The 22,193-nt window shown below is 35.4% G+C and carries 22 protein-coding genes and 1 pseudogene; 18 read left to right on the forward strand and 5 right to left on the reverse strand.

Annotation, left to right across the window (positions count from 1 at the left end; translation table 11 throughout):
• The first annotated feature begins 87 nt into the window (after positions 1-87).
• The 10 genes from JM172_RS24875 to JM172_RS19135 all read left to right on the forward strand — a co-directional run bounded on the left by JM172_RS24875 (position 88) and on the right by JM172_RS19135 (position 6,321).
• Entirely contained in the window at positions 88-177 is a 90-nt protein-coding gene (locus JM172_RS24875; protein ID WP_250886775.1) for a putative holin-like toxin, read from the forward strand.
• A gap of 287 nt (positions 178-464) precedes the next feature.
• Positions 465-983 (forward strand): C1q-like domain-containing protein, encoded by a 519-nt coding sequence (locus JM172_RS19095; RefSeq protein WP_214483966.1) that lies wholly within the window; start codon positions 465-467, stop codon positions 981-983.
• A gap of 224 nt (positions 984-1,207) precedes the next feature.
• The gene (locus JM172_RS19100) at positions 1,208-1,756 is read left to right on the forward strand and encodes a hypothetical protein (RefSeq protein WP_214483967.1); all 549 of its coding nucleotides are present in this window, start codon (positions 1,208-1,210) and stop codon (positions 1,754-1,756) included.
• A gap of 344 nt (positions 1,757-2,100) precedes the next feature.
• Entirely contained in the window at positions 2,101-2,322 is a 222-nt protein-coding gene (locus JM172_RS19105) for a hypothetical protein (protein WP_214483968.1), read from the forward strand.
• A complete protein-coding gene (locus JM172_RS19110) occupies positions 2,319-2,525 on the forward strand; it encodes a hypothetical protein (RefSeq protein WP_214483969.1) in 207 nt (68 codons plus the stop codon). Before JM172_RS19105 ends, JM172_RS19110 begins: the two co-directional genes overlap by 4 nt.
• A 292-nt stretch (positions 2,526-2,817) precedes the next feature.
• On the forward strand, positions 2,818-3,246 hold the full coding sequence (locus JM172_RS19115) for a hypothetical protein (RefSeq protein ID WP_214483970.1): 429 nt from the start codon (positions 2,818-2,820) through the stop codon (positions 3,244-3,246).
• 78 nt (positions 3,247-3,324) lie between these two features.
• Positions 3,325-3,528 (forward strand): tautomerase family protein, encoded by a 204-nt coding sequence (locus tag JM172_RS19120; protein ID WP_214483971.1) that lies wholly within the window; start codon positions 3,325-3,327, stop codon positions 3,526-3,528.
• 459 nt (positions 3,529-3,987) lie between these two features.
• Entirely contained in the window at positions 3,988-4,329 is a 342-nt protein-coding gene (locus JM172_RS19125) for a PadR family transcriptional regulator (RefSeq protein WP_214483972.1), read from the forward strand.
• Entirely contained in the window at positions 4,326-4,838 is a 513-nt protein-coding gene (locus tag JM172_RS19130) for a hypothetical protein (protein WP_214483973.1), read from the forward strand. Before JM172_RS19125 ends, JM172_RS19130 begins: the two co-directional genes overlap by 4 nt.
• 4 nt (positions 4,839-4,842) lie before the next feature.
• Positions 4,843-6,321 carry a serine hydrolase domain-containing protein gene (locus JM172_RS19135; protein WP_214483974.1) on the forward strand — a complete coding sequence of 493 codons (1,479 nt, stop codon included), beginning with the start codon at positions 4,843-4,845 and terminating at the stop codon, positions 6,319-6,321.
• Positions 6,322-6,450: 129 nt separating this feature from the next.
• Here the strand turns inward: JM172_RS19135 and JM172_RS19140 are convergent, their stop codons facing one another.
• Positions 6,451-7,431: an alpha/beta hydrolase gene (locus JM172_RS19140; protein WP_250886776.1), complete on the reverse strand. Its 981-nt coding sequence runs from the start codon at positions 7,429-7,431 to the stop codon at positions 6,451-6,453.
• 579 nt (positions 7,432-8,010) lie between these two features.
• On the opposite strand from JM172_RS19140, the gene JM172_RS19145 reads away from it, so the two are divergent.
• Positions 8,011-9,066 (forward strand): serine hydrolase domain-containing protein, encoded by a 1,056-nt coding sequence (locus JM172_RS19145; protein ID WP_483297266.1) that lies wholly within the window; start codon positions 8,011-8,013, stop codon positions 9,064-9,066.
• 115 nt (positions 9,067-9,181) lie between these two features.
• Here the strand turns inward: JM172_RS19145 and JM172_RS19150 are convergent, their stop codons facing one another.
• The gene (locus tag JM172_RS19150; RefSeq protein ID WP_214484000.1) at positions 9,182-9,265 is read right to left on the reverse strand and encodes a hypothetical protein; all 84 of its coding nucleotides are present in this window, start codon (positions 9,263-9,265) and stop codon (positions 9,182-9,184) included.
• Positions 9,266-9,377: 112 nt separating this feature from the next.
• Here JM172_RS19150 and JM172_RS19155 point away from each other — a divergent pair, with 112 nt between their 5' ends.
• From JM172_RS19155 to rlmD, 7 genes are all read left to right on the forward strand, one after another.
• The gene (locus JM172_RS19155; RefSeq protein WP_214483975.1) at positions 9,378-9,986 is read left to right on the forward strand and encodes a pyroglutamyl-peptidase I; all 609 of its coding nucleotides are present in this window, start codon (positions 9,378-9,380) and stop codon (positions 9,984-9,986) included.
• A gap of 173 nt (positions 9,987-10,159) precedes the next feature.
• On the forward strand, positions 10,160-10,882 hold the full coding sequence (pxpB, locus tag JM172_RS19160) for a 5-oxoprolinase subunit PxpB (protein WP_214483976.1): 723 nt from the start codon (positions 10,160-10,162) through the stop codon (positions 10,880-10,882).
• Between the two features lie 44 nt (positions 10,883-10,926).
• Positions 10,927-11,688, forward strand: coding sequence for a 5-oxoprolinase subunit PxpA (locus tag JM172_RS19165; RefSeq protein WP_214484001.1), 762 nt, complete (start codon positions 10,927-10,929; stop codon positions 11,686-11,688).
• 3 nt (positions 11,689-11,691) lie between these two features.
• Positions 11,692-12,699 carry a 5-oxoprolinase subunit C family protein gene (locus JM172_RS19170; protein ID WP_214483977.1) on the forward strand — a complete coding sequence of 336 codons (1,008 nt, stop codon included), beginning with the start codon at positions 11,692-11,694 and terminating at the stop codon, positions 12,697-12,699.
• Between the two features lie 67 nt (positions 12,700-12,766).
• The gene (locus JM172_RS19175) at positions 12,767-13,099 is read left to right on the forward strand and encodes a hypothetical protein (protein ID WP_214483978.1); all 333 of its coding nucleotides are present in this window, start codon (positions 12,767-12,769) and stop codon (positions 13,097-13,099) included.
• A 746-nt stretch (positions 13,100-13,845) separates the two neighbouring features.
• On the forward strand, positions 13,846-14,760 hold the full coding sequence (locus tag JM172_RS19180) for a diacylglycerol kinase (protein ID WP_214483979.1): 915 nt from the start codon (positions 13,846-13,848) through the stop codon (positions 14,758-14,760).
• A 235-nt stretch (positions 14,761-14,995) separates the two neighbouring features.
• A complete protein-coding gene (gene rlmD, locus JM172_RS19185) occupies positions 14,996-16,366 on the forward strand; it encodes a 23S rRNA (uracil(1939)-C(5))-methyltransferase RlmD (RefSeq protein WP_214484002.1) in 1,371 nt (456 codons plus the stop codon).
• 181 nt (positions 16,367-16,547) lie between these two features.
• Here rlmD and JM172_RS19190 read toward each other — a convergent pair whose 3' ends face one another.
• From JM172_RS19190 to JM172_RS25500, 3 genes and pseudogenes are all read right to left on the reverse strand, one after another.
• Positions 16,548-17,477 carry a toast rack family protein gene (locus JM172_RS19190; RefSeq protein WP_214483980.1) on the reverse strand — a complete coding sequence of 310 codons (930 nt, stop codon included), beginning with the start codon at positions 17,475-17,477 and terminating at the stop codon, positions 16,548-16,550.
• Positions 17,478-17,920: 443 nt separating this feature from the next.
• Positions 17,921-21,382, reverse strand: a complete 3,462-nt coding sequence (locus tag JM172_RS19195) for a hypothetical protein (RefSeq protein ID WP_214483981.1) — start codon at positions 21,380-21,382, stop codon at positions 17,921-17,923.
• Positions 21,383-21,723: 341 nt separating this feature from the next.
• Positions 21,724-21,900 (reverse strand): annotated as a pseudogene (locus tag JM172_RS25500) (hypothetical protein); the annotation flags it as partial.
• Between the last annotated feature and the right edge of the window lie 293 nt (positions 21,901-22,193).

Genomic DNA, 22,193 nt, shown 5'->3' on the forward strand with positions numbered 1-22,193 from the left:
ATAACATGGGCAACTATGGTATAATTGGAATACAATGACGAATTTCTAAGGGTGGTCGGCTTCATTCCCTGAAAGGGGGTGAGACGTATGACGGTATTTGAAGCGTTGATGTTGGCAATTGCATTTTGCGGGCTGATTATTTCGGTACTGTCTTTTAATAAAAACGACAAAAAATAGACCACCCTTAACTCTTTAGCGGGAGCGATTGGGTGGTCTATCTCGATTTATCAGCCGATCCTCTTGGAATCGTCTATTGTATCGACCGTCGGTGTTACAGCACCTTCGGTCTTTCTTATTGTATGCATTTACTGCTTGTCTATGATTAGAATATCATAATTGTTGGAAAATGTACAATTCACATAGACATCTGCGCATTTTAGTCACGTTATATATGTTAGTCCAATCTTCCATAGTTAATAACCATAAATATAAAGTGAAAATAATTATAGAAGGTGAAAATAATAATGAAAGATAAAGATTGTAAATATAGAGTTGTCACACCTTCACCACTAGGACCACCAAGGACTCCTAAAATTGTTAGTTTTCGGGCGGAAAATAACGCTTTCCAGACAGTGAATGCTGATGATACAGACGTAATCATGTTTCCATCTGTACTCTATGATTGTGTAACGCCACCAGGTAATTATGACCCAGCGACATCAGCATTCACTGCACCATGTGATGGTATTTACCATTTCACTAGCTCTGCTTTTTTAAGCGCTAGTATAGGAACGAGTGCCTTGATTTTTATAGTGAAGTTAGTGGGTGTAAATCAAATGATTATCGCTTGCGACTCGATTAGATTTACAGGGGATTTAGAATCGGGTTGTGTAAACGTAAGTACTTCAATTAACTTACTTTGTGGTGAACAAGTACAGGTTCAACTAAGTGCAAGTTCAGGTAATGTCACAATTGATCAGAATACTGATGAAAACAGACCAACTTGCTTCACTGGAGAGATTGTCAATGATATGTGCCCATAATTGAAATTGAAGGAAGCTGGCGTAAAAGGTCAGCTTCTTTGTATATCAATGAATACCATATTCAATTCTAGTTTATATAATAGCAACTATAGGAACTTGTTTAAAAATACATAATTAACATAGACTTCAGTACATTTTAGTCACGCTAAGCATGTTAGTCCAACCTTTCTATAGAAAATGACCATAAAATAAAGTAAAAACAATTATAGAAGGTGAAAATAATTATGAAAGGTAAAGATTGTAAATGTAGAGTTGTTCCACCACCACCTCAAGGACCTCAAGGGCCACCAGGGAAACAGGGGGCTCAAGGACCACCAGGGCCACAGGGACCTCCCGGTAATCCTTTATCTTATGGTGTTTTACGTGATGATCAAGACCCATTTTCGGTAGTTGATGGGGATCGAATTATTCCACTAGGCGGATATAATATGCCAGGTCCTTTTAATATGACAACTCTTAATCCTGCTGCGGGTTCGATAACTGTGCAAAATAGCGGAGACTATGAAATTTCATTTACTGTGCAAGCCTTGGACTTTGGCGCTAGTGCATCCCTTGATTTTCAAATTGAAATAACAATAAACAATATCCCACAGGCTGATACAGCAATAGGTGTAACCGATTCTAACCCTGAAACTCTAAATCTTACATTATCAAGGACTACCATTCAATTGCTAAACACTACTGATGTAATTTCTACTGTACTGTCAACCACAACACAAGGGCAATCAGTTACTTTTATACGACCTTCGCTGCAAATAACCCAATTATCTTAGAGAATGAAGATTTCCAGAAGCTGGCGATTGATAACTCCAGCTTCTTGTATATCCATGTATAGAATATTTACATAATAGCAACTATAGGAACCAATACATTTTCACAATCTTTGATATAGCAATGGTTTTTAAGATAAAAAATTTATCAAATATACATAATTTTATACATTGTTGATTTATCAACGTTTTGGTCAGAGGCAATTTAATTATTTCCCGAATTTCTTGCATATTTTTTATGTAAAAATGATGTCCCATTTGTGTCCTTTTTCGCAATACTGCACTAAAGATTAAAAAACTACTCATTATTATGAGAAAATAGTTTAGTAGTGAAGGGAGATTCAAAATTGAAGGATATCAAGAAGCACGCTCAACTGATAGGTGAGTTGTGCAAAAATCTAGCCTATCTAGAATCTATCATAGATAATACAGAGAATACCGAAAAGAATATTCAGCAAGCAGAAAACATACTAGATATGTATCATCAAGATATAGTCAAGCTTGACATCTACATAAAGACAAGAAAGAGAAAGAAGAAAAGGAAAAAGGAAAAAGGAAAAAGGAATTGAGAAAACATGCTGATGCGGTTAATAAGTATATTGAAGAGAATTTTTCAAGTGATGAAATTAAGATACAAAATTTTTCTATGCTGCATTGTGGAAGGCGAATCATTCTTGATGACCAAAGTGAAAAATTTATTTACTTCTGCCCAGTTGACAATAAAGTGAAAATTTCAGTCTTTTTTACATGTCCCAAAAATCATTCATCTTAACTCTACAATCAACCTTCCTAGCTGACTTTAATATTTTCCTCATAACATTTTGGCTAGGGATATAATTTTTATCGTTACATGCTTGACCCATCGTCTTCCTGTTAACTCCTGAATCCAAAGCTAGTTTTACATCATATTAGCACTTTTTTTACTGAAATAAATATATAACACAACCTAATACAATAGAATATCTTCGCATAAAATAGCTAACATTTGGTATTTTATGTTAATCTAGTAATGATTAATACTTAGATTGTCGGTAGTGTAAGAGAATGACGTGAAGGAGGGTGAAATGAAGTTTAACCATGTTTGTAAACTTGTATTAATATTTTCTTTTACACATATGTTACTATTACCAAGCAGCTCTTTCGCCACATCTTGGGCGTATGAATTTGTCGTATGGAAAGGTTATTCGTATGAAGTGCTTGATGAAGCTGTGACGAATGTAAGTAGGAAAATAGGTAAAGTAACTAGATATTCAGATATGGAATCTTACTCAGGTAATTTTTCGAATGCTTATAAGGAAGGTACGAAATATTACGCTATTCAAGGTATAAGTACAGATGAAGCCATTGCAGTGCAAGTTGAAGATGGGGTTTATAAAAAAGCTGTTAGAAGAGGGGAACATAAGGGTGTTTCATCGCCAGCTTTATTTATTATAGGAGCTTTTGTGCTCCTTATCATTGGTGCATTCTATGTTGAAAAGAAGTTGAAGAAATGAAAAATTGTTATTGAATGATATAAAATTGTCACCTGCTTACATGGGGTGCGGTTAATAGAATTTATGGAGGGTGAAGAAATGCCTTATATTAATCTTCAAATAACAAAAGGTGCAAGTCGAGAACAAAAAGAGCAAATCGTTAAAGATTTTACAGAAACTCTCGGTCGTGTATTAGGAAAAAAGCCCGAGCACACTCATATTGTTATACAAGAAATTGAAGATGAAAACTGGGGATTTGCTGGTGTTTTAACGGACGAATATCGCAAAAACACTTCACAGTAATCATTTCAATAGGCTGTTTTCGTATTAATTACTTTTGCTTTTCCTAATTAAAAGCTAATCATGAATATTTAGGGGGATCTTTTCACCTCTAAAGTACATCAATGAATCAAATGTAAGAGAAAAAGAAACAAAATTTACGAAAATAGCCTTTCAATAAAATGTTATAACTTCTTGTCCTTATATCTAGATCCAGTAATAACAAATATAATAAGTTCATTTGCAAAGCTGATCCTGTTACAAAATAGGAGTCAGCTTTTTTATTTGGTTGTTTTATTATTTGATTATTGTTGTTAGTAGGTTTCTTTGACTCGGTAGGAACCGTGTAAGCATTACATAACGGTGATATTTTAGTGCAGTTTGTACAAGGTAATATTACTATCTACACCATTATTTCCAAAAAAGTACATTTTTTTATTTTATATACTTGAAAGAAGTATATATTTGTGTTAAATTTATTTCATGAATAGAATAAGTTTAATAAAAGGTCATTTAGAAATGTGTGTACTGTCGATTTTGTCAAAGAAAAAAAGCTATGGGTATGAAATTATGAAGGAGTTAGAACAACACAATTTAAAATTGAAAGGAGTAGGCAGTATTTACCCAATATTGACGAAGTTAAAAGATCAAGAATGGGTAGATACTTATCGTGAAATGACAGATAGTGGTAAAGTTCGTGTGTATTATGAAATTAACGATCAAGGAGAATTGTATCTTCAAAAGAAGATTGATGAATGGTTAGAGTTACAGAGTGATATTAAATCTTTACTAAATAGTGGATTAAAGGGAGAGGATTTTGAATGAAAATGGAATTAAGCATTGCAGAGCAACAATATGTAAACAATGTGCTTGATGAGTTAAAAAGGTACCAGATAAGCTCAAAAGAAAGAAGTCGTATTAAAGAGCAGCTTCTGGAACATATACAAGAAGCTCGTGAGCATGGTGATGATGCGATTAGTGAATTAGGAGATCCTGCTACATTTATTACTGATTTTTTGGAAGTCAACGGTATAGATCCAGCTGCTGGACTTAAACAAATTCAACAAAGTAAACCAAAGAAAGGTATGTTATTTCCAATAGGAGTGCTTACCCTCATCGTAACCTATCTTTGTACACAGTTCATATTTTCTATGTCATTAACTAGAGCATTTGATCCAACATACTCGAATGATACGTTTAACTATAATATTTTATACCAGATCTCGGATAATACATGGTGGAATGCTATGCTAATGGTTTTTAGTCTTGCAATTTCCTTGTTAGTGTCATTACTAGTAGTGGTTTATTTACGTAAAGTAAGATATAAGAGGTGAAGATATGAACGTAAGAAAAAGTATAGGTAAAGTTATACTGGTATCCTTATTACTTCATCTGTTTTTCTTCAATCAACAAGAACCTCGAGCTTTCGCAGAAGAAGACTTGAAGAATACGATCGAAAAATATGTAGAGTCTTACTTAGAGGAGCAACGAATACCAGGTGCTTCAATTGCAATTGTTAAAGATAAAGAACTATTTTTTTCGCAAGGCTGGGGGGTGACTGGAGAATCTGAGGAAGAGGTTACGACTCAAACTCCTTTTACTGTTGGATCAATTAGTAAATCCTTAACGGGCTTAGCGGTTATGAAATTAATTGAAGAAGGTACCGTTCAACTAGACGATCCTATTCAAATGTATCTTCCTTGGTTTTCCCTTAAAGATAAAGAAGCAGCATCTAAAATAACGATCGTGCAATTACTTACTCAAACGAGTGGTATAAGTACATACTCTGGCTTATTATTATCAGACCAAGGTTCTCAAGATTTCAATACGATTAAGAACAATGTGGAAAGTCTCTCAGACACTAAGTTAACAGCTACACCAGGAGAAAAACATCAATATAGTAATGCTAACTACCTAATTCTTGGTGCCCTAATAGAGGAAGTAACGAATCAAACATATAGTGAGTATATGGAAGAGCAAGTATTTTCGCCGTTAGGTATGAATAATGCTGCAGCAGATAATGATACAGCATATGAAAGAGGGTATTTAGCTGGGTACCAGTCTTGGTTTGGAATTCCACGAAAAAGTTCAGTAACATATGATAATGGTGGAGCACCCTATGGGTACATCACGGCTAGTGCAGATGATATGGTTCAAATCATACATTTTCTCAGTCAACAAGATGGAAATTCATTGCTAAATGAAAAATATATGAACCTTTATTTAACTCCTCATGTTCAAACAGGTGATAATCGATTCTATGGTTTAGGTGTTAGAATTTCAAACCCATATTCTGAGGATAAAATAGTATGGCATTCAGGTTCTACGCCTGATTCGCACTCTGAAGTATTTTATCTTCCTGACTCAAAGTGGGGTGGTGTCATTCTCACTAATAAAAATCATGCTTTAGAAGAAGTGGCACTTGTAAACCTAAAACAAGGAATGATAAACATTTTACATGGTGATGATCCAGTTGAGATATCGAAGTTCACTCCTATCTTGCAGTTGATTATATTAGGAATAGTTGTTCTATTAATTATGTTGTTTGTTTACCGATTAATTACCGTTAAATCAGTAAAAGTTCGACGAAGAAAAAGGTGGAGCATCATTGGTATGTTGCTATTAGTATTAGCATTTGCCATCAAGCCGGTATTTAGTTATAGTGTTGGATCACCTTGGCATTCAATTAAAGTATTCGGTCCGGACGTTGCGTTCCTTACTAATTTAATGATGATTCTTCTAGCATTGAACGGCATATTATCAATCTACATTTCTTTAAAATATAAAAGGTCGAAGGAACATGTAATAGCAGCATAGTTTTATCGATCAGTAGCTACGTCTTCCAGTCTCTCAAGTCATTTCGTCAAAGGGAACAGTGCCTTGAAACGAAATGACTCTAAGGCATGTCGGAGAAGACCATGGTGCTTACGCTTTTCATACAGTCATTTATTTTAAAATAAACTGAACTAATTTTGTGCTTAGTTCTTCGTCAAGAGGCAAATTTGCATTTGTATATGTTGCAAGATTTCCTGTTCTATCAGCAGGAGCTTGTTTTAATATATGATTCATTCCTTCTATAATAAATAATTCAGCTTGAGGGTTTGCTTCTTTAAGCAGATGTGCTTCTTTTTCAGTTACTTGTATATCGTTTGTCCCATTTACAATTAATAGGGGTATGTTGAGTGAACTAATAATATCTACTGGATTAAATGTAAACCAAGAAATTAAATAAGGTTGCACAGAAGGCCTAAATAAAACATTTAATTCTTGAGAAACATCTGTTACTTGTTTTCCTTGCTTAAGTTGATTCAGAATATTTTTCGTTTCGTCCATTAATTTTGGCGGTAATTGTCCATCAAGTTGTTCGAGCAAGAGCTTATCGGCCGACTGCCCTACACCAGCTAAAGAAATAAATTTATCAACCGCTGCTTCCTGTGCAGCTATCATTCCAATTAATGAACCTTCACTATGTCCAACGATATTTACTGAAGCAAATCGGCTATCTTTTTGTATATAATGAACAATTGCTACAACATCATTTACGTATGATTCGATTGTTAAGTCTTCTTCCTTGTTAACGAGGCCTGTATTATCTCCTACACCTCGTTTGTCATAGCGCAGAGTTGCAATACCACGCTCATTCAAGGTATCAGAGAGCATTTTTAGGCTATTGTTCTTACCGTTTGCCCCGACTGTATTCCCATCTTTGTCTGTAGGACCAGAGCCCGCAATAATAATAGCAATAGGTAGAGAATCCGTTCCCTCTGGTATGTCGAAAACAGCTGTTAAAGTACCATTTTCAACTGGAATTGAAAGTGTGTTTTTCTCTATTGTCCCGTTTTTTAGCTGTTCTTCAGATTGATTGGAACAGGCTATAATTAATAAGGACATGATTAACAAAACCCCTCCAGTCAGTGTTTTCTTCATTGTAAATCACCTCTTAATGTAAGACTGTTTTCCCGTTAGAACATATATGTATACAGAACTGGGGGTGCGTGTCTTCTATTATTCTATATAAACAATGACAGCCGCATAAACCTCCATCTTACTGCTCTCATTTTATTGCCTTTTTTCACTTATTATGAATAACTAAAATGTATTATCCAATTTTATAGCCTGTAGAGAAGGTAAGAAGCTGAACGTGAGTAGCCCTTATGTTGAAAAGCAACAACTAAAACAAAAACCGCCATGAGTCATTACTTGTTAAACATAGGTGAGAAAAAAATTGGAGTGAAGGTCTGTTTGTTTTTATACTTTGACATGATCTTATCCATGTTGTAGTTGAGATCTCCTTCTCACAACAAATGATACGAGGCAAGATAGTGTAAAAAATGACTATTATTATTCTAGGTATATTTTTATCTTGTGTGATAAATATATAATAGATTATGAATTGTGTAGAAAATTATTCCTTGTTAATTGAAGAGTAACTAGATTGAGTAAATTAATTATCTATCTTATAGGTAGAGAGTATCGATAATACGATGAATATAAAAATAACAAGTAATGAAAGGGACGATAGTTATGCAAATTAAAAGAACAGACATCAATTCAGTGATATTAAAAGTTGTTAAAGAAACAACGTTTTCTGGAGTCATTTTACTAAAGGATGACAAGAATAATATTTTTGAAGAAAGTCATGGCTACGCAAATAGATCAGAAGAGATTGCTAACACAATAAAAACACGCTTTGGAATTGCCTCTGGCTGTAAATTATTCACTTCTATTGCTATTTGTCAGTTAGTAGAGAAGGGATTATTATCATTCAATACAAGGCTCGATGAGTGTTTAGAATTTGAATTCCCACACTTTGATGAAGCAGTAACGATTCATCACCTGTTAACCCATACTTCAGGTATCCCTGACTATTATAACGAGGAAGTTATTGAAGATTATGAAGACCTGTGGAAAGATAGACCAATGTATGTAATGAACACTTTAAGAAGCTTTCTGCCAATGTTCCAAAACGAGAAAATGTTGTTCACACCTGGCGAGAGATTTCATTATAATAATACCGGATTTATCTTGTTAGGACTCATTGTAGAGCAACAAACAGGTTTAAGTTTTACAGAGTATGTCGAACAGCATATTTTTATGCCATGCGGTATGAGAGAGTCAGGTTATTTTTCACTTGACAGACTACCTAAAAACACAGCTATTGGCTATATAGATAACGATGAAGAGGGTACATGGAGAACAAACACTTACGCTATTCCTATAAAAGGTGGTGCTGATGGTGGTGCATTTATAACTGCCCCTGATATGATGAAATTTTGGAATGGGCTATTTAGTTATGAATTATTAAGTGAAAGGAGTACTAACGAATTGTTAACTCCACATACTCATGAAGATGGTGATGACTACTATGGGTATGGTATATGGATTAAGAAAAAGAATAGTAGAATTTATAAATATCATGTAATGGGGTACGATCCAGGCTTATCATTTCACTCATCTTTTTACCCTGATAGTGGTGTGACGATGGTCATCACTTCAAATGATGAAAATGGAGGCCCATATAAAATAACTAGAACGCTAGAAGAGCATGTATTGGATGTTTGATAGGTTACGAAAATTGCAGGAAATACTATTGTTAATCTCAGACGAAGTAGCAGCTAAAGTGAAGCACTGTTCTTTAGCTGCTTTAACTTTGTTAGCAATTTACTAGACATGCATTTTATTTACTCCAACGAAGGGTAATCCCTCCCCATCTAAGACCCGCACCGCAACCAACTAGTACGATTAAATCTCCATCATTAATGTTTCCTTTCTTTCATTTTATATGGAGCAATCATGTTACAAGTTTTCCAGGTCGTAAATTATTATTAAAGTAGTTTGTAGCATGCTATACTTCTATTAGGAGGGTTACTACTATGAAAAAACTACTATTAACAGGATTTGTTCCGTTTTTAGATAATCCTATTAATCCAACTGAAGACATTGTGAAAAAATTAGATAAAACGACTACCGGAAATTATGAAGTGTTTGGTCGTGTGCTACCAGTGGAATTTGCAAAGTCAGGTAAAGAAATAATAAAGCTCTATGAGGACATTGAACCTGACGCTGTTATTTCGTTAGGATTAGCTGCTGGAAATAACCGAATAACACCTGAAAGAATTGCAATTAATTGTAATGATGGTGCTGTTGACAATACGGGTGCAGCTATGAAAGACCAGCTGATAAATATTGAAGGGCCTGATGGTGTTTTTTCAACATTACCAATTCGCCGTTTTGTAGATGCTTTACAAGTGGAAGGACTCCCTGCAGAAATCTCTAATTCTGCTGGCACTTATTTATGTAACAATGTGATGTATACTATGCTTACATATTTGCAACAGCATAATAAACCAGTTCCGTCAGGGTTTGTCCATATTCCAGCTTCCCATGAGCTTGCCTTGAAAAATAGGAAGCTACCAAGTTGGTCTAGTGAAGATTTAATAAAGGCAGTTACAACGATGATTGGTGTGTTAGATGAAGCGTAATTAACCAAAGGTTGTTTACAATCACCATTTAATTAGTAGTGAGTATTTAGCAAATAAATTGTATACTCACTACTATTTTGGTTGTATAGAATTGGTTGAAAAAGTGTGAGGGGTCACGTCGAACATTTATCATTATTAACCTCCCACAATGACAAAAATATAGGGTGATCGATTTGAAGCCATTTGCATTTTATCCTATTGGTGATTCAGGAATAAAGATTCAATTAAGCGATGATATCTCGTTACATACTAATAAGAATATTCATCAAGTCTGTAAGGTGTTAGAGGAGAGAAAGGTAGATGGCATCGTAGAAATTGTGCCATCCTACCATTGCTTTTACGTATACTATAACCCACTGAAACTGAAAATATTTCATATTGTCGATTCAGTAGAGCATGCCTTTCACCAGCTTGGAGCTCAAGGTGAGGAGCAGAATGAGGTCGTTTTAGTCCCAACTTTATATGGTGGGGAATATGGCATAGATCTCACTCGAGTGGCGCAAGAAAATGGTGTTTCAGAAAGTGATGTTATTCAAATACACTCCAGTATAGATTATTTTATATACATGATGGGTTTTTTACCTGGATTTCCTTATTTAGGCGGAGTTGAGGAGGCAATTGCTACACCTCGTCTTACAAATCCTAGAACAAAGGTTGCTGCTGGTTTTGTTGGAATTGCTGACCGTCAAACAGGGATTTATCCAGTTGATTCGCCAGGTGGCTGGAACATCGTTGGGAGGACGCCGTTACCACTTTTTAATGCTGACTCTGCAAAGCCATTTCTTTTTCATGCTGGACAGTATATTCGCTTTACACCTATTTCAGAGGAGGAGTTTTACTTTATTCAGGAACAGGTGAATAACGATAAGTACGTAGTGAAGGTAGTAAAAAAGTAAAACTAAAAGAGCTATGACCATAGGGATAAAGAGGTGACTTTATGTTGAAAAGCATTGACTTAAACTGTGATTTAGGAGAGAGCTTTGGTGCATATACGATCGGGCAAGATGAGGCTGTCCTTGAGTATGTGACATCTGCAAATATTGCTTGTGGATTCCACGCTGGGGACCATAACGTCATGGCCAAAACAGTAAAACTTGCAAAGGAAAAAAATGTAGCTATCGGTGCTCACCCAGGGCTTCCAGATTTAATTGGCTTCGGTAGGAGAGAAATGAAAGTGTCTCCGGAAGATGTATATCATTTTGTTATCTATCAACTAGGAGCGTTACAAGCATTTTGCACAGTTCATAATGTAGACATGCAGCATGTGAAGCCACACGGAGCACTGTACAATATGGCTGTAAAAGATAGACAAATTGCCGCTGCTATAGCTAAGGCCGTTAAAGCTATAGATCCACAGCTCATTCTTTTTGGTTTAGCAAACAGTAAACTTATCGAGGCCGGCCATGAACTGGGTTTAACAACAGCATCTGAAGTATTTGCTGATCGGACATATCAACAAGATGGAACATTAACACCTCGCAGTGAACATAATGCACTCATTCATGATGACAATGTAGCAGTCAATCAAATAATTGGTATCGTTCAAGAAAAAACTGTAACGGCTATAACAGGAGAAAATATACATTTACATGCTGACACAGTTTGCGTTCACGGGGATGGTCCACAAGCGTTGATGTTCGTAAAGAAACTGTATAAAACATTAACAGACAAAGGATTTTCAATTAATAAAGTAGGTGGCTAGTATATGGGTAAGCCAATATTTTTTGTGAAAAAGAAGGGGTTATTTACAACATACCAAGATTTAGGTCGATATGGCTACCAAAAATATGGGGTGCCTGTTTCTGGTGCAATGGATCAATTAGCATTAAAGGTCGGTAACTTATTAGTTGGAAATTCCATACGTGAAGCGGGAATTGAAATTACGATGCTTGGGCCACTATTAATTGCAGAAAATAAATGTCTCATAGCAATCACCGGCGCTCATTTAGGAGCAAAAATAAACGGCAAGCCAGCACCATTGTGGAAAACACTTTTGTTGAACAAAGGTGATGAACTCTCATTCTCTGGTCCGCAGAAAGGTATGCGTGCTTATATTACTGTAGCTGGTGGCTTTGATGTGCGTACAGTAATGGGAAGTAAATCAACTTATGAAAAGGCTGATATTGGCCAAGCAATCGATGATGGAGATATTATAAAATGTAATAATTCATATGAAGAGCACACGAAATCAAAACTACATCAAAACGGTAATGTCATACGAAATCATTGGCTTGCAACACATAATGTCCCTGCATACGGAAAACATATTGTTGCTCGCATCATTAGTAGCCCTCATAGGGAACAATTCACGAGTACAAGTTTAAAAACATTCGCTCAAACTACGTATACTGTTAAACAAGCTGATCGCATGGGCTATCGCTTAACATCACCTTCACCCATTGAACATAACATCGGTGCGGACATCATCTCTGAACCAATACCAGTTGGCACCATCCAAATACCTGCAAGCGGTCAACCTATTATTTTAATGTCCGATCGACAAACGATTGGAGGTTATACAACGATAGGAACGGTCATTACTGCTGACTTATCAAAAATCGCACAGCTCCCACCAGGTGGCACGATTCAATTTCAAGTTGTTACTGTAGATGTTGCACATACGCTAATAAAAGAAGAGCGCACGATGCTTGCTCAAATCGCTTTAGGTGTAACTGGATGTGGGGCACAGGCGTTAGCGCTTATAAATGAATGATCGAGATATAACGTAAATGTATTTGGTGAAGGTCTATTGAACTTGAGAGTGTGAGGAAATGAAATAGTTGGACAGTAAAACTATTAATTTGGATAGTAAACAAGCCAGTTTGGATAGTAAACAAGCCAGTTTGGATAGTAAAACGGTTAATTCGGACAGTAAAGAACCAAAGTTGGATAGAAACCTAGCTAGTTTGGACAGTAAAACACCGAAATTGGATAGAAACCTAGCTAGTTTGGACAGTAAAACACCGAAATTGGATAGAAACCTAGCTAGTATGGACGGTAAAGCACCGAAGTTGGCTAAAAACCCAGCTAGTTTGGACAGTAAAACACCAAAATTGGCTAGAAAACTAGCTCAAACGAACATAAAGCTACAAAATGTTATTGAAATTGTCTAAATTTCAGTAAGCTGAAAAAAACATTCAAGGTTTGATTGCTGTTTTCTAATTAAATCGTCTCCATTTATTTCAATTTTATAGACTTTACATGTGTAGCATGTTAATTTTACACAAGGTCGCCTGAGTAGGAACATTTTACTCTTCTGATGGCGTTGGTTTTCAACTGCTCGTTCCCTATCTTTTCCTCACCCATTAACATCTCTGCAAGTGGATCAAATGATTAATTATCAGTTAACAGATGTATATCTCGATCAACAACTTTAAGAGACTTTTTTTTGAATGTGTTTTTTTTGTAGGGATTTTAATCAATTTAGGTGAAAATATAGTAGCAAAAGCAAATGTGCTTTTATATTTCGAAAATCTTTAGTTGGCTTTCTTTGTTAAATGTTATTGCAGCAAATATTTCTTCTCGGTAATAATCCCTGTAACTTTTTACTCAACTGTATGAGAGAAAATTCAACTGAAAAATAGTATTTTCAAGTGTCACTAAATGTTCAAACACAGTTGTCGTATCTAATAATTTTTGTATTCTATGTAGAAAGAAATAATCTTCTTGTATGAACTGCTAAAGACAATCATACATATAAAAATATATAGAATTATTTAAGATAAAATTGATTATTTTGTACAAAATGTATAGTGCATAATGGTTTACAAATTCTTTGCATCAAAACAATCTTTGAGCTATGATGTTAAATGATGGAATGGAAACGCCAAGAGACATAATAATAAATAGGATGATGGGTATGAAAAGAGCGCGAATTATATATAATCCAACATCAGGACGCGAAGCATTTAAGAAGCATTTACCTGAAGTACTTCAGCGGCTTGAACAAGCTGGTTATGAAACCTCATGTCATGCTACAACTGGTGAAGGTGATGCAACGAAGGCAGCAAAAATTGCTGTTAAGAGACGTTATAACCTTGTAATAGCAGCAGGTGGAGATGGTACGATTAACGAGGTTGTGAATGGAATTGCAGAACAGCAATACCGTCCTAAATTAGGGATTATACCAGTAGGAACAACGAATGATTTTGCGAGAGCAATCGGCGTACCTCGGTCAATTAATGCAGCTTGTGATATTCTCGTCGAAGGTGAATCAGTACCAATCGATTTAGGTAGAGTTAATAAGCAATATTTTATTAATATTGCAGGTGGTGGCCGCCTAACTGAATTAACGTATGAAGTACCTAGTAAGTTAAAAACGATTCTAGGACAGCTAGCATATTATTTAAAAGGGATTGAAATGCTACCTTCAATTCGTCCTACAGAAGTGGAAATTGAGTATGATGGGAAGTTATTTGAAGGAGAAATCATGCTTTTTTTAGTAGCAAACACAAACTCTGTAGGTGGCTTTGAAAAACTAGCTCCAAAATCAACATTGAACGACGGCATGTTTGATTTGCTCATTTTGAAAAAAACAAACCTTGCAGACTTTATTCGTATTGCTACATATGCGCTAAGAGGAGAGCATATTCGTGACCCGAAAGTGATTTATGCAAAAGCTAATCGCATTAAAGTGCAAACACATGATAAAATGCAATTGAACCTTGATGGGGAGTACGGTGGCTTAATGCCAGGTGAATTTGTAAATCTTTATCAGCATATAGAAGTATTTGTATCGAAAGATAAAGCCGCGAAAATGAAAAAAAAGTCATAGACTGTGTTTCGGTTGAGAGGGATGACACAATCGTTTTCAAGTAGGAACATAGCTCAGCATATTCATTTGTAGAAGTTGTAGCGGAAGCTGCTAGCTAATGTTTCTACATGGTAAGTTATTGATAGGCCGTCATAAGCGGTCTATTTTTGATGGTCATGAATAACCTTCAGGTGCTCAGCACATGCAATTTATGTTACAATCGTTTCAGTATTTTATTGAAAAGGAAGTAGTCATGATGACAAAGGAAATAGCACCTATAGCAAAAAATGAGTTTGTGACGGTAACGTTTGAAGACCTTACTCATGATGGAGCAGGGGTCGCAAAAATTGATGGGTTTCCATTGTTCGTTCCACAGGCATTACCTGGTGAAACGGCTAAAATAAAAGTAATAAAAACAAAAAAAGGCTATGGTTTTGGGCGCTTAATCGAAATAATTGAACCGAGCAAGCACCGAGTAGAGCCAATCTGCCCGATATATAAACAATGTGGTGGTTGCCAATTGCAGCATATGAGCTATGAAGGGCAGCTTTCAGCAAAGCATAAGCAAGTAACAGACGTTTTAACTCGTATCGGACATATAGAAAATGTGACAGTGCACCCAGTCATCGGTATGAACGATCCATGGCGCTATCGGAATAAAGCACAGGTTCCAGTTGGAGAACGTGAAGGAGGACTTGTCGCAGGATTCTACCAACAAAGATCTCATGAAATTAACGATATGGAGTCTTGTGACATTCAGCACGAGCAAAATGATTTTGTCGTGCAAAAAGTTAAGTCCATTTGTGAAAAATATGGCGTTCGTGCGTATGATGAGAAAAAGCATCGTGGTACACTACGTCATATTATGGCTAGGTACGGTCAAGTTACAAAAGAAGCTATGATCGTACTCATCACCAAAACGGCGGACATCCCTCAAAGGAAAAAGATAATAAAAGAAATCGTGGAAAGCATTCCAAACGTAAAATCTATCGTTCAAAACGTCAACACAAAACGAACGAATGTTATCTTTGGTGATGATACGTCGGTTCTTTGGGGAAATGAATATATTTATGATTATATTGGCAACATTAAATTTGCCATATCAGCACGATCATTTTTTCAAGTAAACCCAGAACAAACTAAAGTACTCTATAACAAGGCGCTGGAATATGCAGAGCTTACTGGTGAAGAGACAGTCATTGACGCATACTGTGGAATTGGTACGATCTCCTTATTTTTAGCGCAAAAAGCTAAACAAGTATACGGAGTTGAAATCGTACCAGAAGCAATTGAAGATGCAAATAGAAATGCACAGTTGAACGACATATCAAATGCCGAATTTGCAGTAGGAAAAGCCGAAGAAGTCATTCCAGCATGGTATGAACAAGGGATACACGCAGACGTCATCGTGGTAGATCCACCACGTAAAGGCTGTGATGAAGAACTACTAAAAACAATTATCGACATGAAGCCTAAACGGGTTGTTTATGTGTCATGTAATCCAGCAACGTTGGCAAGAGACTTACGAGTGCTTGAAGCAGGGGGATATGAGACGAAGGAAGTACAGCCTGTTGATATGTTTCCACATACGGGGCACGTCGAGTGCGTAGCGTTGTTATCGTTGTAACTAAGGGGTTTTGAAAATTTTTGTATTTGACCACATTTTGAGGACTTGGGAAACACAATTTATAATATGTTGCCTATTTATAATAGTTTAGCTAACAATAATTCTTGAATCTTGGCAAATAAACAATAAAATCAGGTGAGAAGTTATTTTCACCTGATTTTACTTTTTATTATATCTCTTACTATTTCACTATAAATTCTACCTTATCTCCGATCCCGAAATTTGCTTTAAGATTAATAATTACTTCTGCATTGTCATAAGCTTCATTAACATAAATACCGTTATTTTTTGAATTAAGCCCCTTAAATTTAGGTGATCCCAAACCAATTGATGAGCTGATCTTCACTCCTATATCGGTAGGAAGGTATACTGTTGTATTTCCTACGCCTTGATCAATTGTAACATCAAAACTCTTGTCCCAATCCCCACTTAAGTCAAGGTTTATGTTGCCAGCACCAGAATCGATACCTAAAAATTTTAATTGTAAGCCTCTTAAATCTAATTCAGTGTTTGAAGCTCCAGTATCGATATCAAGGCTTATCGGGATTTCATCTGTGAGATCAATATCCCATATATTTTTTGTTTCAAGAGAAAAATTTTTAATGACCTTAGGAGAATTTGAAAAGGCATCTTGATCATGTTGAATGTTTATTTTCCCTTTGTCTCCAATTAACTCAAATGAAAGTTCCGGTCTAAAATATTTTGCTTCTAGACTATCATTTTCACCTTTATCAAAGTATCCATATTCAAGAGCTCCTTCTGCCCAATTATGAGTACCTTTAGAAACAAACAAATCCCCAGATCCTTGGATTAACGAGACCTCAAGCTCTTTTGCGTTATCTTTATTAATTTTAAATCTTTCTGTTGTTATGTCACTTTCAGTACTTTCTGTCGTTATTTCTCTTTCAACACTTTCAATTAAAGTATTATTTTCAACATTCTTTTCAGTTGTTGGTTCAGTTTCCGTATTATCTTTCTTTTCGACTTCTAGTTTAACTTCGGTTTTTTCTGGCTCTTCTTTTTTTGTTGCAGCAGCAGTATCATCATTTCCACAAGCTGAAAGTATTAAAGAAGATACAATGATAGTCGATAATAATAACGTCTTTTTCACCAAAAATCCTCCTCGATTGTTTTTGATCCAACTATAAGGGATTCGACAAACTAGCCATTTCACCTTTTATGGAATTTAGTAATTAATACATTTTTTACAATTTTATGTATTTCATACTTTTAACCTACATATCCATAGATGCTTTCATTTTCACTCCTGGATCAACGTTTCTAGCGGACTTTAATATTTTCCTCATTACATTTTGGCTAGGGATATATTTTTTATCATTACAAGCCTGGCCTAAGGTCTTTCTGTTGACTCTTGAATCCTTTGTAAAATTCGTAACTGTAATACTGTATTTATCAATAAATCTATCCGAAAATTAAATAATAGTAGTAATTCTTGCTTTTAACTTACATCATAAGCCATATTAATTAGACGTTTTGCCTTTTCAACCAAAAAAGAAAAAGTTCTGAGCAGAAAATCTACTCAGAACTCAAAGATTATTTCAATTTATTACCGTCGATATACACTTTAATTTTATCAATCTTACCTTCACGATTGAAAATAGTTTGACTTGTTTCAAGATCTAAAGTATCCACATCTTCAAAAGTACTTTCTGTACCATCTTTATAACAAACGATGATTTTCTTGTTGCCTTCTAGGTAATAAATTACCGGAACTGCACAGAATGTAAATCCTAAGGAATTCTCATCTAACTGGATTGTTTCAGTTTCGGTAGCATTACTATTCCTAGGTAGGGACCAGGATTTCATTTCTTTTAAAAACTCAGACTTTGCTAATAACTCCGGTTTAAAACGAATACGCCCCTCCTCTACCTTTACTCCTAACTCACCTAGTCTAGAGATAAAGTCTTCTTTTACCTGTCCGGTCATACCAGGTTGTTGTACTCCCGCAAAGCTCGGAGTATGGGAATAAGCATCTGTTGGAAATGCGCCGTATTGTTCCGGTGATTTTTCTAATCCTATTCCTGTCTTAATAGCTTCATACTCATTCATAAGCGCCTTAGTTTCTTCATTCATACCACTTTGACAATATATATCATTGAAGCTTTCTTGTGTCGCCAAAACTAGCTTTGATACCATGTGCCAATAGATAGATCCTAACCCTTCATACTTATAAAAGGTACCGGAGCGTCCTGTGAAAGCATGATGGTCAAAAAGGTTTGAGAAGATTTCTTCAACAATTTTAATATCCTCATCGTTATAATCTTTTGTGGCTTTTAGTGCTTCTCGAATCTCTTCACCGTTTCTGAACTGACCGTTAAAATGGTACTTCCCATTCACATCTTTTTCAATAAACCGTGTGTGATTCTGATTCAGTTCTGCTTTTAAAACAGTTGATGACATAACTTGTTCATCAGGAATCACATTTTTCTCTAAGAACTTTGGCAATTCACGGTTTGGATAGAGCATATAGCTGTCTTGGTCTTCGCGATAAATAGAACTATTTCTAAGTGCCTCTAGTACATTAATGGCTTCTTTTCCATCTAAAGCTTTTGAACTTAGAACGGCAACCTGACCTTCTAACATCTCATAAAGATTTGATATGCTACAGTTTTCGTTATCAAATCGGATGAGATTGTATGAGTGGTATAGACCGTCTTCTCGTTTATTCTTTTTAATTGAATCTTTTAAATGAATCATTGAAACCTCAATAAATTCTTTAAAGGAGTCTATAGAAAGTGCCGCTGTTTCGCCTACAAAACCATTGTCATATATAGAATTTCTATATGTTTCGCCAATCTTACCTAACGCTTTTACAATATTAAAACGAGTGTTGTCGGACATTTTATCTCCAAGATATTGTTGACTATCCTCCAATACCTCCATTGTATCATTGAACATCTGAAGCACTTCAACTGAAACCTCAACAGAGTCCTCTTTAATTTCATTAACTATTTGACTCATATAAGCTTGGAAACGATGCAAATAATAAAGGGTAACCATTGACATTCCATTCCCAACAAGAGCGTTGTTAGCATCGTTCCACTCTGGACGTTGAGTATTCATCCAAATACCACCCTCAGGCACATAGTTAGAGAACTTAGCAAGCATAGTAACCAAAAGTTTTTCCATTAAATTAACTTTGTAGATACGGTCCCTGTTGTAAACTAACTTACCATCTGGTCCAAGACTTGCAACTTTGTTGTCAATATGTTGTTCACTCTCTTCACTATAAACAATACTGTTTCTCGGGTCGTCTACTAATGCATCAAATCCTTTAATTCTATAGGGCACATTCGCATATACAAAAATGTCATTATGAAGAAGGTCCAGTAGCTTTTCAGGATTATAAGCCTTTGATAATTCCATTAGCTTTAATAGATAAATAATTTGATGATCTCCCCAGTATCCAATATTTGACCATGGATCTTCAAGGTCAAGCTTCTCCCAATCAATTCCGTCTTTCGTAATTCGATACGGGTTATACCCATCTGCTGTTGATGCATTTACGAATTTAGCAATAATACTCTCCGTAAATGCAGGGTAGGAAATGGATAAGGCTTCCCAGTTTTGAAATATATCACGCCAGTTCCCTTCAAACTTTAGCTCCTTGCTTCCATCTTCTTTGGTAATCTCTATATTAAATTTATTCCATGGACGACTTGGATCTCCATGTCGCCTACTGAATGTAAGTGGTAAGTACTCTAATACTAAACGTTCAAAATCCTTACAATTAAGCTGTCCTACCATAGCAATCAGTTCATTATAGTTAATTGTTTCAGGTAATCGGCTCATAAAATCCAGTTGCTTCGTATATACTTCTTTATTCCAATTCCCTACAAATGCTTTGAAATCCTCTCTATCAATCTCATAGCCATCTACATATATGCCACCTCGCATAATATTGTAAAGGGTATTTGAAAAATGTCTATAACCCTCCTTCTCATTTGAAGTACATTGGAATCCATCTGCATTAAACACTAGTTTTTTAAGATTGTACTCACTCTTTGAAACATCAACTTCAATCTCTTCAAGAATCGATTGATTGTTCATAACCTCTTTAATAAGTTTCTCAACTTTCGAAGCGCTTTGATTAAGCTCAGCTACTATATACCAGTTTTTTGATTCATTACCATTAAGGTGGATAGAATCTACAACATAGTAAGAACCTCTTCTCCCCTTAATATCAACTTCTGTTTGAATCTCTTCGTTTTGTGAGAACGCTCTAATCTGTTGTTCTGATAGAAGGTAGCTAGGATTCTCAAGTCCCTTTGACCAAACCGTCGTTGCTTTCAATGATTCACTTGGCTCAGCTTTATCTGTTATGATCGAACTAAGTGTGTAAATACCAAGCCCTGCTTTTTCTACTAATTCACATCGTTTATATCCATCGACAAGCGTACTTTTTGTGGTTTGTAAAAGCGTATTGACCCCATATGGTAGTAAGTTACGAATTCCGTCTAGGACTCTAATATCTACTTCTTTATCAGCCATGTTAACTATTCTAGATTCTTTAATAAATCCAAATAAATCACTACTCTTCCATGTATAGGTATAACTAACCTCTAGGTCATGGTTGATCTCTTCAAACATTACTTTATTGCCTATAGTGTTTTTATATAGGTTTCTTGTAATCTTATATACATTGTCATTATGAAAAGAGAAAGGTTTCCACAGGAAGTTCCTTTCGTCTTTATTGACGATTAGGACTGTATGTGATCCGGTTGTCTCAATACTGTCATGGATTTTATCATCTGTATAATACGGAAATAAAGCTGTCTCTGCATTTTTACGACCGCAAGTCAGCCCGCCAGTACTTGATATAAACATCCAAAGGTCAACATCACTTACTACTGTCATAAAGAATGGATTCATTTGATTGTAGTTTTCAATCTTAAAATAAGTGTCCTTATTCATAGTTACCGTTTCAAGCGAAACCGCTTTCGTTTCGGCGTGCAAAGATGCATTTCCTAAGTACAAATTTGGTGTTTTCTTCATTATATGTTCCTTTCTGAATCAGATTTTAAAATTTATCTCGTCACTAAATATTATAATGTGATAAGGCTAAAAGTACAATAAACTTCAGAATTGGAGAGGAATTTTAAGAATAAAAAATGGTAGATTTTAGAGCTGAAGATTTAAAAAAGAGGTACTTAAAGAAGATGTATTCACGATAGAACAGTGAATATAGAAAGAGAGGTTTGGGGTAAAGATGATGAAGGAAAAGAGGATGAATCACTTCTTCGCGAACAGATTGAGAAGTGGCTAGATACGAAACAATTTCGTAACATATGATGAAAAAAAGACTTGAAACGATTTGGCAACGTATGTAGTAATTCTCCTTTTACTCTAGCAAGTTGTTCTTTCAAATAGGTAAAGAGAGCGTCCTTTTCTTCTTTCCCACCACTAAGTGCAATTTCCCAATCGCGATCGAATTCATGAATGGGGAGAAGGTTACATTTTAATAATTTCTCTTGTGCTTCTTTAAATATATATTCCACATCAGAGCACCTCATTGTAGTTGTTGAAACTAGTATACTATATTTTTTTAAAACAATTGATTTTAATCCTATGGTAGACAGAGTTATCGATGAACAAAGACTATTGTAAAAAGTTGGTTTTTTTAATAGACTAAAATAAAAATAAACTAGGAAGTGTTTGGAGGAAAAAATTAAGGCTCATACTCTGTTATTACTTGACTAACATCGTGGAAGAAGAGTAGTTAGAGATTTCTATTTGACACCTTAATTTAAGATTATAGGGAGTATCTGCAACAAATGTGTATTCTTAACTAAAGATGGAATTAATG

It is taken from the genome of Bacillus sp. SM2101, assembly GCF_018588585.1.
Lineage (GTDB): Bacteria > Bacillota > Bacilli > Bacillales > SM2101 > Nanhaiella > Nanhaiella sioensis.

Bases quoted from the DNA above. Each gene is read 5' to 3' on its own strand.
- JM172_RS19130 (WP_214483973.1), top strand. From the start codon at position 4,326: ATGAAAATGGAATTAAGCATTGCAGAGCAACAATATGTAAACAATGTG.
- JM172_RS19115 (WP_214483970.1), top strand. From the start codon at position 2,818: ATGAAGTTTAACCATGTTTGTAAACTTGTATTAATATTTTCTTTTACA.
- JM172_RS19155 (WP_214483975.1), top strand. From the start codon at position 9,378: ATGAAAAAACTACTATTAACAGGATTTGTTCCGTTTTTAGATAATCCT.
- JM172_RS19100 (WP_214483967.1), top strand. From the start codon at position 1,208: ATGAAAGGTAAAGATTGTAAATGTAGAGTTGTTCCACCACCACCTCAA.
- JM172_RS19180 (WP_214483979.1), top strand. From the start codon at position 13,846: ATGAAAAGAGCGCGAATTATATATAATCCAACATCAGGACGCGAAGCA.
- JM172_RS19195 (WP_214483981.1), bottom strand. From the start codon at position 21,382: ATGAAGAAAACACCAAATTTGTACTTAGGAAATGCATCTTTGCACGCC.
- JM172_RS19120 (WP_214483971.1), top strand. From the start codon at position 3,325: ATGCCTTATATTAATCTTCAAATAACAAAAGGTGCAAGTCGAGAACAA.
- JM172_RS19145 (WP_483297266.1), top strand. From the start codon at position 8,011: ATGAAAGGGACGATAGTTATGCAAATTAAAAGAACAGACATCAATTCA.
- rlmD (WP_214484002.1), top strand. From the start codon at position 14,996: ATGACAAAGGAAATAGCACCTATAGCAAAAAATGAGTTTGTGACGGTA.
- JM172_RS19170 (WP_214483977.1), top strand. From the start codon at position 11,692: ATGGGTAAGCCAATATTTTTTGTGAAAAAGAAGGGGTTATTTACAACA.
- JM172_RS19095 (WP_214483966.1), top strand. From the start codon at position 465: ATGAAAGATAAAGATTGTAAATATAGAGTTGTCACACCTTCACCACTA.
- JM172_RS24875 (WP_250886775.1), top strand. From the start codon at position 88: ATGACGGTATTTGAAGCGTTGATGTTGGCAATTGCATTTTGCGGGCTG.
- JM172_RS19125 (WP_214483972.1), top strand. From the start codon at position 3,988: ATGAATAGAATAAGTTTAATAAAAGGTCATTTAGAAATGTGTGTACTG.
- JM172_RS19135 (WP_214483974.1), top strand. From the start codon at position 4,843: ATGAACGTAAGAAAAAGTATAGGTAAAGTTATACTGGTATCCTTATTA.
- JM172_RS19140 (WP_250886776.1), bottom strand. From the start codon at position 7,431: ATGAAGAAAACACTGACTGGAGGGGTTTTGTTAATCATGTCCTTATTA.